The sequence below is a fragment of the Gimesia fumaroli genome (assembly GCF_007754425.1).
GTDB lineage: Bacteria > Planctomycetota > Planctomycetia > Planctomycetales > Planctomycetaceae > Gimesia > Gimesia fumaroli.
Map to the genome: position 1 here is coordinate 1,071,614 of NZ_CP037452.1, position 10,887 is coordinate 1,082,500.

Here is a 10,887-nt window from a genome sequence, read left to right on the forward strand (position 1 = left end):
TGACTAAGACCCTTTTTTGATGAGTTGTGGATTCAGTGAAAGCAATAATGCGGTCTGCAGCAGAATGCGGCTGCCCAGTGCCAGGGCGCGTTCGTCGATGTCGAAGTAGGGTGAATGTAAGAAGGCGGTCTTCTGCCCCGGTTTCGCACAACCCAGTCGCAGCATGGAACCGGGGGTTGTTTGCAGATAAATCGAAAAGTCTTCGCCCCCCATGCTGGGCTGATCGATGAGCCCCACCTGCTCAGAGCCGAGCACATCGCGCGACGCCTGTTCCAGCGCTGCCGAAATCGTCGTGTCATTGACGACCGCGGGCAGAGGAGATTTAAACAGCGTTTCAATTCTTGTTCCCGTACTCTTCGCGATGCCCTCGGCGATATCATCAATGCGTCGGTGCAGTACATCGCGGGCATGGTCGTTGGTGGAGCGCAACGATCCTTTGAGGACGGCGATTTCGGGAATCACATTCGGTGCCTGACCCGAGGTGATTTGTCCAATGGTAAACACGGCCGGCATCCGCGAATCGATTGAGCGTGGCAGATTCTGGTACAGGCTGGAGATCAACTGGGCGGCGGTGGTAATCGGATCGTTGCCGTGATGCGGGCGGGCTGCGTGGGCGCCGAGGCCGTGGATCTCAAAATGAACTTCGTCACAGAACGCCGTCATCACACCATAGCGAATATTCGCCGTCCCGGCTGCGATTTCGGGGTCCATGTGCAGGCCGATGATCGCCGCCACATTTTCCATCGCTCCCTGTTCGACCATCCAGCGGGCGCCCATGCAAATTTCTTCCGCAGGCTGAAAGATGAATCGCAACCGCAGCCCCTGACCGGGCCACTCGGATTCAAATATTTCTGTGAAACGGCGGGAGCCCAAAGCAGCGCCTAATGCGATCGAGGTATGGGCATCGTGTCCGCAGAGATGGCCGACTCCCGGATTATGCGAACAGTAGTCTACTTCCTTCTGATCGGTAATCCGCAACGCATCGATGTCGGCACGAATGGCAATCAGCGGGGCATCGGGGGCAGGCGTTCCCAGGGTCACGTCGGCAATGACACCGATGTCGTTCTGCATCAACTGGGGCGTTAACCCGTCGTCTCGTAAGGTTTTACAGATAAATTGCGACGTCTGTTTTTCTTCGCCGCTGACTTCCGGATTTTTATGCAGGGTCCGCCGAATGTCGATCAGCGCTGGTTCCAGTTCGCTGATTTCCTGTTCCAATTGTTTTGAGAGTGCCTGATAGCAGGCTCTGATTTCTGTCTGATCCAGCGAGAATGATGCCACTGACAACTCCGGGTGTGGTAGCCATGATGAAGAAAGACCATCGTTGTGACAGTCTATTTCATCATAGAAGGATATGGAAATCCTTTAATTATACTTATTATTTTAATAAAGTTAAGGTTATCATGGAGAGATAACTTAGAAACTGACCTGTGGCCAGGTTTCTTATGGCGTCTCCATGTTCTTTTGGATCGAGTATCATAGCACGAGTGATGCGATCATTAAATGGGACGCGTTCTGGAGAGTTCAGCAGAGATTAAAAAAAGAAGATAACAGTACAACTTTGTTCGCTTATCATTAGACACCTTTGAGAATACAGGAATGGGCACCATGAAAGAGATGAACTCGGATCGTCGCAAATTGTTAAAAGGAGCCGTGGCGACGTCGCTGGCGTCACTGGCAGGAAATCTTTCTCTGGATAACGCCCACGCTGCCAAGGCGGACCCGGATTTAATCCATCGCGAAAACTTGAAAGAAGGTGCCACCGACTGGCAACTGACACGCGTGCAGCTGGATAAACGCGCTGGCTTTCGTTCTCCCAAGATTGAAGGTTACTGTTCCAAACAGAGTGTAGCTGCCGGCGATACGATTGATATTAAGGTCTCTACGCGTCCCGCCCAGGAATTCAAAATCGAAATCTTTCGCACCGGCTATTATGGTGGACGCGGTGCCCGCCTGATGAAAACCATCGGCCCGCTGCAAGGCAAAGCGCAGCCCGTTCCCAAACCGGGCAAGAAAAATCTGCATGAATGCCACTGGGACTCTGCGGTCACATTGACGATTCCGGACGACTGGCCGAGCGGCGTTTATCTTGGACGACTTTCCACACTCAAAGACAAAACCGGCTACGGCTACTGGCAAAGTTATGTGGTGTTCATTGTCAAAGATGATCGGCCCGCGGATATTCTGTTTCAATGTTCGGACAATACCTGGCAGGCATACAACAAGTGGCCGAGCAACTACTCGGTGTATACGCATCCGAAAGGCAACCAGGGACCCTGGGCCGATGTCAGCTTTGATCGACCGTATGCCAAGTACGCACAGATTTATGAAAACCCGCAATCGGTCGGTTCGGGGGAATGGCTCTGTTTTGAATTCCCGTTTGCCTATTGGCTGGAAAAGCACGGCTATGATGTGACCTATTGTTCCAACAGCGACATGACGACTCCCGATCATGGCTTGAGATGCAAGTCGTTTCTCTCGGTTGGCCACGATGAATACTGGGATATCAAACAGTATGAATCGGTGGTGAAAATGCGCGATGCAGGTGTCAATCTGTTGTTCTTCTCAGGTAACTCGGTCTGCTGGGTGACGCCGCTGCTTGACAGTACCGATGGACGACCAAAGCGCATTATGTTCCGCGGCGGCCCTTACGGCGGCAAGTACAAATACGCAGAAGACCGCGAACGGGATAACGGCCCGTTTCCGTTCCGGGGGCCTGACGAAGGTTATCTGATGGGCGCCCGCAATGTCGACCCGGTCAACGGAGGAGGTGACTGGGTCTGTGAATTGCCTGATCACTGGATATTTGAAAATACGGGTATGAAAAAGGGAGACTCCATTCCCGGTTTGATCGGCTGGGAATATCACGGCGATCCCCCCCAAGACATTCCCGGTCTGGAAGTCGTCGCGAAAGGAACGGCACTGCAGGGCGGCGTCAATCCGCAGAACTGGACGGCGACCATCTATCCCGGACCGAAAGACAACTTTGTGTTCAATGCCTCGACCATCTTCTGGTGTCAGGATCTTTCCAGTCCACCCGGACATATGCTGCCCTGGTCGCACTGGTCGCGGCCTCATGGCCCTGATGAGCGCGTGCAGCAGATCACGCACAACATCATGCGCCGCGCCATCTCCTGATATCACGTTGCTCTTGAAATCCAGGACAATCAAAACGCCTTCCTGAATCAGGAGGGCGTTTTTTGATGAGATCTTCAAAATGAATTCATGAAAACTTCTTGGTCGGCCATTTTTAATGGTTTTTGTCATTAAAAGCGAGAGTCAGCGGCGTCAGGATTGTCTGTGAGATTCTCCCGCTGTTGTTTTGACCGGCGTTGAATGGTCCTGTTTCTGCTGCAATTCACGCTTCACTGTTTCCGTGAGCGTGGTAATCGAAGGCTTTCTGCTCCGCCTGAAAAAAAGAAATTATTTTCAGAGCATCTCTTCCCTGATTTTACGATCACTTCATTAAAACTTCGAAATGGGATTGTATAAAGGAGCACGTTTCACACCGCTTTTGAAACGTACCTGGTTTCGCCGGACAGGTGAAACCAAATTCTTTGCGTTCTCCCTTGTTCCTTTTTTATTCCATAAGGAAATCTCATGTTGTTCACAGACAACCAGTCGAAGCGACGAACCGGTTTTACATTGATCGAACTGCTGGTCGTGATTGCGATTATTGCCATTTTGATTGCACTGCTGCTGCCAGCCGTCCAGCAGGCCAGAGAGGCCGCCCGACGATCACAGTGTAAGAATAATTTGAAACAGATTGCCATCGGCATGCACAACTACCATGATCTGCATGGCGTGCTTCCCTTTGGCTGGGATCAGCGCGGTGCCTCCTGGAGTGCCATGATTCTGCCAATGATTGATCAGGCCAATGTTTATAATACCCTGATCTTTCAGGAATCCGGCGATGGCAACTGGGACTCCGGCTCCGCCAATACCGATGCCGCGGCAACTCATCTTCCTGTTTTGTTCTGCCCCAGTTCCCCCATCAAAAAACATTACAGCTTCAATAATATTCCTAATCGTGCTACCTCAAGTTACCTGGGAAATTCTGGATCCGAAGCCACTTCGGACGATGCTTCGACAAAAATATCGGGGACGAAGTCGCTGGAAGAAGTGATTCAGAACGGCTTGTTTTATGCCTGCAGCAGCGTTTCTTTGCGTGATATCAAGGACGGGACATCCAATACCTTCATGTTGTGTGAAGCGCAAACGGATATCGAATTCGGCAAAGATGGTCAGTCAATGGATCACTGGGTGATCGGCTCGCCGCAAACCGATCCCTGTGGATGCAATAACGGTACCGGAGGAACCGAGTTCACCGAGTTTGTCGGCTCCGCTTATGCCAAAATGAATGCTCGCCGCACCGATCCCTCTGCCAGTGGTCATATCATGGAGCTTTCATACGGCAGCTGGCACGTGGGGGGAGGCCATATGGCCTACGCCGATGGTTCGGTCCACTTCATCTCTGAGAATATCGATCAAACCGTGTATCAGGGGCTGTCGACTCGCTTTGGACGCGAAGTGGTGACACCGTAAGGTTCTGATCTCATTATCTCAGGTAAGTATCAAATTTGAAACAACTGCCATTCCATGAAGCGGTGGCAGTTGTTTGCATGAGTCGTTTTTAGTTGAAAGTGTATAAGCATGAAAGTACGTGTTTTTTCTCCCGGCTTCGTTTTGTCTCTGTTGATGTTGTGTGCCGGCTGTGGTGGTTCGATTAATGCCGACTACAGTAACCTTGATCTGATTGATGTCTCAGGGAAAGTTACCCTCGATGGCCAACCGTTATCCGGGGCAACCGTTGCCTTTGAAGCGCCCGACGGAACATATTCATCGGGTGTGACCGATGAAAGTGGCGCCTTTACGTTGATGTTCAACACCGAAAAATCGGGCTGTTTGACGGGGGATAAAATCGTCCGCATTCAGGTCAAAACAGACTTGGAAAATCCGGATGAAGAATCGGGCGAGGGTTCCTCGAATCAACCGCAAAGCAAAATTCCCGAACGGTACAATAAAAAGTCGACACTCGAAGCCACGGTAGACGCGAATCATACCACGTTTGAGTTTGATCTCAAAAGTAAGCCGTAGATATTCAAGGCACTGTTATAAGACTTTCAGGAAGTGTGGATTCGATTCCGAAATGCGGGAATCGGTCAGATGCTCGATGATGCCTGCAATCGCGCCTGCCTGCTTACTGCTGCGGGCACGTTCGATGCGGCAGTCTCGAAAGGAAGAAGCGAGTGCCTTGGTTTCTGTGTTTTCGATCAGACGATCAAAGAGTGCAGCGTCCATATCGAACATGCGACTATGTACGAAGAGTGTCTGTGGATTGAATAAATTGATCACGGTCGCCAGTGCAAACGTGAGTTGATTGCAGACGTTGTTTAATTCCTCCGCGACATTCAGATCATCGGTTTGCACGAGTTCCTGGATCTGATGAATGTCAAGATCACGACCGATACGTTTCGAAACCAGCCGCGTCAGAGCGGTGTCGCTGGCAATGGTTTCCAGGCAGCCGCTTCGACCGCAACCGCACTTTACGCCATCCGGGACCATCGGTAAGTGGCCAATTTCTCCTGCCAGACCACTGCTGCCTTTCAGCAGGCGGCCTTCGATAAACACACCCAGGCCAATTCCCGTGCTCGCATCCAGCATTGCGAAGTCGTCCATGTCGCGTGCCAGGCCAGCATGCCGTTCTGCGAGACAGAGCGCATCGGTTTCCTGTAATACCACGCATTGCAATCCGGTCCGTTTCGACAAGTCTTTCCGGACATATTGACTGTTCGTAATCGGCACATTGGGTGACAGAATCGAGCGTCCCTCGTGCGAATCAAACAGACCAGGCAGGCTGATGCCGACTCCCCAGGTGCGAACGCCATGAGTAGATTTGAGTTTGTTGACTTCCTCACTCACCTTCTGGAGCAGTGCTTCATAGGTGTCGGGGGTCTTGAATTCGATCTGTTTCTTCTCACGAATATTTCCATCCAGTCCGGTCGCGACGAGCGTACATGTCGGCGTATCAATTACCAGTCCGATGACTTGTGCGGTTTCTTCTGCCAGACGTAGTTTTTTTGCAGGACGCCCGCGCGAAGTTGCTGCTTCCTCATACTCCTCCAGCATTCCTGATTTCAACAGAGAAGAGACCGCTTTGGAAACGGTGGGTGCCGTGACGCCCGAGAGTCGCTTAACCTCAGCCCGGGAGCTGGGACCGTTGGACCTCAGTATGCGCAGGACCATCCGCTCATTCATCTGGCTCAAAATTTGTGGTTGTGAAGAGACCAGCGTTCTCATTGAGTTCCTCTGAAAATAAGCCTCAAATTTCCAATTGTGATTTCAGGCAAGGATATCATGGATCACACGACCGCCAACATCAGTTAAACTTTCGTCGCGTCCCTGATGGAAATATGTTAACTGCTCGTGATCCAGCCCCATCATCTGCAGGATGGTAGCATGTAAATCATGAAGATGCACCTTATTTTGTACTGCTTCGAAACCGAATTCGTCTGTTTCGCCGTAAGTGGTGCCACCTTTGATCCCGCCTCCTGCCAGCCACATACTGAAACCATACGGATTATGATTCCGCCCGGGGGCATTTTTTCCTTCACTGAAGGGCATTCGACCAAACTCGCCTCCCCAGACGACCAGAGTCTCATCCAGCATACCCCGTTGTGCCAGATCGGTCAGCAGAGCGGCAATCGGCTGATCGACTTCCCCCGCGTGCCGGCCATGATTCTTCTCGATACTTTCATGCGCATCCCAGGTTTCCTCAAGATGGCCGCCACCGGAATAGAGTTGAATAAACCGTACGCCTCGCTCCACCAGTCGTCGCGCGATCAGACAGTTCCGGCCGTATTCGTCGGTTGGTTTCTCGCCGATGCCATACATTTTTAAAGTCTGCTCGGTTTCCTGTGTCAGGTCGACGGCTTCAGGAGTGGCGGTTTGCATGCGGTAGGCGAGCTCATAGCTGTTGATGCGTGCGGCGAGTTCCTGGCCGCCGGGCCGGGCATCCAGGTGTCGCTGGTTGAGACGCGCCAGTAGATCGAGCTGTTCGCGCTGGGCCGATGGTGAGATATGTTTTGGTCCTTTCAAGTCAAGAATCGGATCGCCGACCGGGCGAAATAACGTTCCCGCATAAGTGGCTGGCATGAATCCGCTCGACCAGTTGGGCTGACCGCTGATCGGGCCGCCGCGCTTATCCAGCATGACGACGTAACCGGGAAGACTTTCATTTTCCGTCCCCAAGCCATATACGCACCAGCTTCCCAGTGAAGGGCGGCCGATTAACGTTTTTCCCGTATTCATCGCCACCAGTGCAGAGCCGTGCGCGTGACTGTCGGTATGGCATGAGTTCAACACGCACAATTTATCCGCATGCTTGCGCACTTCAGGGAAATAGTCGGAGACCAACAATCCACTTTCACCACCCGGACGAAACTTGCGCCAGGCCGGCGTCAGGTAGCCCATTTTTCGGCCACCGGAATTGATGAACTTCTTGTCGGCTGGAAGCTGCTTTCCGGCGTATTTTTCCAGTTCCGGTTTATAATCGAACGTATCTACCTGCGAAGGGGCACCGTTCATCATCAGAAAGATGCACGCTTTGGCCCGCGGTTTGAGTTGAGGCTCTTTGGGGGCAGTTGGATTGAGTGACCGTGGCGGTTCGTCTGCAGAGACCTGCTGTGCGAAAAAGCCGTCTTTCGAGAGCAGGCTCGTCAGCGCCAGTCCCGCGAAACCGGCTCCCATCTCCCATACAAACTCGCGACGCGAGTTGCCACAAGGGAAACGCCGTTGATTCATCATGAACATCTCAATCTAGATACAGGAATTCGTTCGAGTTAAACAGTACGTGACAGAGTGAGGCCAGCGCGAGCTCGTTCGGCGTCATTTCTGTTGAGCTGGTGGATGCGGCCTGTTGTTGTGATTTCTGGAAATGGGCTGACTGAACCACAAGATGTCGCACCGCCAGCGTCTTTTCTTCCGCAGCCGGCGGTCGGGCATAAACGCGTTCCCACAATTGTCGAACCTGTGCTCCCGGTTCGCTGGTTGCCTGACTGATTTCCCGGGCCAGGGTTTCACTGCGGGCATGCACAAATTCATTATTCAGCATCGCCAGCGATTGTGTCGGGACCGTCGTGACATCACGTTTTCCGCACGACTGAGTCGAGTCGCATAAATCAAAGGTCGTCATCATCGGCGGCAGCAGGCCCCGTTTGGAATAGGTATAAAGACTGCGCCGGTTTTGTTCCTCCGGGGGAGAGGCCTGCCAGGCTTTGGATTTGGTTGAAAGACCCTCCAGTGCCGCGGCGCTGATCGCCGGACGAAAGCCGGGGCCTCCGCGGCGCAGATCCAGTTCGCCCGTTCGCGCCAGCATGGAATCGCGCAGCGCCTCTGCATCGAGACGTCGGCGTTCTGCCCGCCACCAGAGTCGGTTTCCCGCATCGCGGGATTGATATTCTTTCGCCTGGGGATGCAGCGATGACTGCTGCCAGGTGCGCGACATTAGAATCAGTTTGTGCATGCGTTTGATTGTTCCGCCTCCCGACTGGAACTCGGCGGCAAGCCAGTCCAGTAGCTCCGGATGCGTCGGCGGATCAGCCATGAAACCGAAATTGTTCGGTGAACGGACAATGCCTTCACCAAAATGATGCAGCCACAAACGATTCACAAACACGCGCGCCGTCAGGGGCTGGTTAGGATTTGTAATCCAGCGGGCCAGTTGCAGTCGGCGGTGTGACGTGTCGGCGTCTTTCGGGTGCGGGGTGAAGGGGCGTTCGAGTTCGGGAATCATTGAAAGCGAAGCCGGCGTGACGGCCTGCAGCGGATGTTCCCGCTCGCCATTTTTCAGAACGTGTAAGGGGGCAGGGGACGAACTCAGGTCGGTCCATCCCAGCACATCCGGGAAACCCAGTTGTTCCGGTTTCGGTCCCCCCAGCAGTTTCCGGTCCCCGGCCGCGATGGGACCGGCCCAGAACGCCGACGCCATGCGGTAATAGTCTTCCTGCGTAATCGGATCAAACTTATGAGAATGACACCGCGCACATTTCACAGTCATGCCCAGAAAAGCAGATGAGGTCGTATGCACCAGATCTTCCAGCCGATCGTATTGATAATCGAGCGGATCGTTGGGCTCATCATTCCAGGTTCCCAATCGTAGAAAGCCGGTGGCGATGACCGAACTTTTACTGCGATCCGGTAGTTCGTCACCGGCGATTTGTTCGAGGATAAAGCGATCATAAGGCAGATCGGAATTGAACGCGTCGACCACCCAGTCGCGATACTTCCAGGCGAACGGCTTTTCCTGATCGCGCTCATAACCGCTGGTGTCGGCATAGCGGACCAGATCCAGCCAGTAGCGGGCCCAGCGTTCGCCGTATTGTGGAGATGCCAGCAATGCGTCAATTCGTCGCTCCCAGGCATCGGGCGAGGTGTCGTTTTCAAATTGTGTGATCTGCTTCAGAGTAGGAGGCAGTCCGGTGATGTCATAGTACAAGCGTCGCAAACGGGTTCGCTTGTCTGCGAGAGGGGCCGGCTTGAGCTGCTTTTCTTCCAGCCGTTTGAGAATGAAGGCATCAATCGGGTTCGCCGGCTGCGATCCTGTTTTCAACGTTGGAACTGCGGGACGCTTGATTGGTTGCAGAGACCACCAGTCCCGCCCTGCACGCAATTTCGTGGTTCGCTCGAACAGGTCAATCTTCCGCCCCTCAGGCCAGGGCGCACCCGCGGCAAGCCAGCGTTCCAGCCGTTGGAGTTCGTCAGCAGGCAGTTTTTGCGGTCGTCCCTGTTTCTCGGGTGGCATTTCGCCATCTCGAACGCGCGCCAGCAGATGGCTTTCCAGCGGCGATTTCAAATCGACGGCGGTTCCGGAATCGCCCCCTTTTAATAAGTCGGCGCGAGTAACGACAGACAGACTTCCAGACTTGTTCTGTTCTTGATGACATTCAATACACCGATTGATCAGCAGGGGGACGATCTCTGTTTCGAAATCGGGCGAACCCTCAGCCGTTTCACCTGACTGAGTACCGCTGAAAAACAGGCTTCCCGCTAACAGAAACTGATAAAGAAGTCGGCAATTCATGGTGTGTGCTTTCAAATCCGCAAGAACACATAGGGTCTGAATAATGCCTCTAGCTTACAGCCGATCTTCATTTTGTCAACGGCGTTTACAAAATGAAGGGCCGGTTTATTCAACGGTGTTTACAAATGATTTCATTACTTGTCTGGTATTCGAGTGAGAGTGAATGGTTTTTTGTAACTAGTTTTTATTGTAATGGTTATGGGTTTTTGTGGGGCGACCTCAGGTCTCTGCCCGCTTATTCGTCTAGTTTTTCAATCCGTCTGATGTGCCGTCCCCCTTCGAAGGGGGTTGTCAGCCAGATATCGATGATTTCATACACGTCGTGCATGGAAACCATCCGTTCGCCCATCGAGATCATGTTGGCGTTATTATGCATTCGCGCCAGACGGGCTGACTTTTCGTTCCAGCAGACCGCACAGCGAATGCCTTTGACCCGATTGGCGGCAATCGCTTCGCCGTTTCCAGAACCACCTAGCACAATCCCGCGATCGAATTCTCCGGCTGCGACCGCTTTCGCAGCCGGGAAGATAAAGTCAGGATAATCAACCGACTCGGTCGAATCAGTGCCGAAATCTTCCACCTGATAGCCTTCTTTTGTGAGGTGTTCAATGATCCGGCGTTTGTAGCGATAGCCGGCATGGTCTGAAGCAATCACGATTTTTTTGACAGGTTGTTCTGAAGGAGCTGGTGAAGTCATTCGTTTCAAATTCTAGAGTGGATTAAAAGTAATGGTTGCGCTTTGAGTGCCTTTGCAGAGGACCCGGTTGAGGTGGAATTCCTCAAACCGAGTCAGCGTAGCACTCAGG

Annotated in this window: 8 protein-coding genes; 3 read left to right on the forward strand and 5 right to left on the reverse strand. The window is 52.8% G+C overall.

The features are described from left to right. Positions 1-3: 3 nt before the first annotated feature. Positions 4-1,281: a M20 metallopeptidase family protein gene (locus tag Enr17x_RS04170; RefSeq protein WP_198000960.1), complete on the reverse strand. Its 1,278-nt coding sequence runs from the start codon at positions 1,279-1,281 to the stop codon at positions 4-6. 327 nt (positions 1,282-1,608) lie between these two features. Between Enr17x_RS04170 and Enr17x_RS04175 the strand changes: the two genes are divergently transcribed. From Enr17x_RS04175 to Enr17x_RS04185, 3 genes are all read left to right on the forward strand, one after another. After that, positions 1,609-3,138: a N,N-dimethylformamidase beta subunit family domain-containing protein gene (locus tag Enr17x_RS04175; protein WP_198000961.1), complete on the forward strand. Its 1,530-nt coding sequence runs from the start codon at positions 1,609-1,611 to the stop codon at positions 3,136-3,138. 462 nt (positions 3,139-3,600) lie between these two features. Then, on the forward strand, positions 3,601-4,545 hold the full coding sequence (locus tag Enr17x_RS04180) for a DUF1559 domain-containing protein (RefSeq protein ID WP_145306177.1): 945 nt from the start codon (positions 3,601-3,603) through the stop codon (positions 4,543-4,545). A 108-nt stretch (positions 4,546-4,653) separates the two neighbouring features. Further along, the gene (locus Enr17x_RS04185) at positions 4,654-5,097 is read left to right on the forward strand and encodes a transthyretin-like family protein (RefSeq protein ID WP_145306179.1); all 444 of its coding nucleotides are present in this window, start codon (positions 4,654-4,656) and stop codon (positions 5,095-5,097) included. A 15-nt stretch (positions 5,098-5,112) separates the two neighbouring features. On the opposite strand, the gene Enr17x_RS04190 is transcribed toward Enr17x_RS04185, so the two are convergent. From Enr17x_RS04190 to rpiB, 4 genes are all read right to left on the reverse strand, one after another. Beyond that, positions 5,113-6,300: an ROK family transcriptional regulator gene (locus Enr17x_RS04190; protein WP_145306181.1), complete on the reverse strand. Its 1,188-nt coding sequence runs from the start codon at positions 6,298-6,300 to the stop codon at positions 5,113-5,115. Positions 6,301-6,342: 42 nt separating this feature from the next. Next, positions 6,343-7,806: a DUF1501 domain-containing protein gene (locus tag Enr17x_RS04195; protein ID WP_145306183.1), complete on the reverse strand. Its 1,464-nt coding sequence runs from the start codon at positions 7,804-7,806 to the stop codon at positions 6,343-6,345. Between the two features lie 7 nt (positions 7,807-7,813). After that, positions 7,814-10,081 (reverse strand): PSD1 and planctomycete cytochrome C domain-containing protein, encoded by a 2,268-nt coding sequence (locus tag Enr17x_RS04200; RefSeq protein ID WP_145306185.1) that lies wholly within the window; start codon positions 10,079-10,081, stop codon positions 7,814-7,816. 235 nt (positions 10,082-10,316) lie between these two features. Continuing rightward, positions 10,317-10,778 (reverse strand): ribose 5-phosphate isomerase B, encoded by a 462-nt coding sequence (gene rpiB / locus Enr17x_RS04205; RefSeq protein WP_145306187.1) that lies wholly within the window; start codon positions 10,776-10,778, stop codon positions 10,317-10,319. Between the last annotated feature and the right edge of the window lie 109 nt (positions 10,779-10,887).

Excerpts from the sequence above, each read along its gene's own strand:
- Enr17x_RS04175 (WP_198000961.1), top strand. The coding sequence starts at position 1,609 with ATGAAAGAGATGAACTCGGATCGTCGCAAATTGTTAAAAGGAGCCGTG.
- Enr17x_RS04180 (WP_145306177.1), top strand. The coding sequence starts at position 3,601 with ATGTTGTTCACAGACAACCAGTCGAAGCGACGAACCGGTTTTACATTG.
- Enr17x_RS04185 (WP_145306179.1), top strand. The coding sequence starts at position 4,654 with ATGAAAGTACGTGTTTTTTCTCCCGGCTTCGTTTTGTCTCTGTTGATG.
- Enr17x_RS04190 (WP_145306181.1), bottom strand. The coding sequence starts at position 6,300 with ATGAGAACGCTGGTCTCTTCACAACCACAAATTTTGAGCCAGATGAAT.
- Enr17x_RS04195 (WP_145306183.1), bottom strand. The coding sequence starts at position 7,806 with ATGATGAATCAACGGCGTTTCCCTTGTGGCAACTCGCGTCGCGAGTTT.
- Enr17x_RS04200 (WP_145306185.1), bottom strand. The coding sequence starts at position 10,081 with ATGAATTGCCGACTTCTTTATCAGTTTCTGTTAGCGGGAAGCCTGTTT.
- rpiB (WP_145306187.1), bottom strand. The coding sequence starts at position 10,778 with ATGACTTCACCAGCTCCTTCAGAACAACCTGTCAAAAAAATCGTGATT.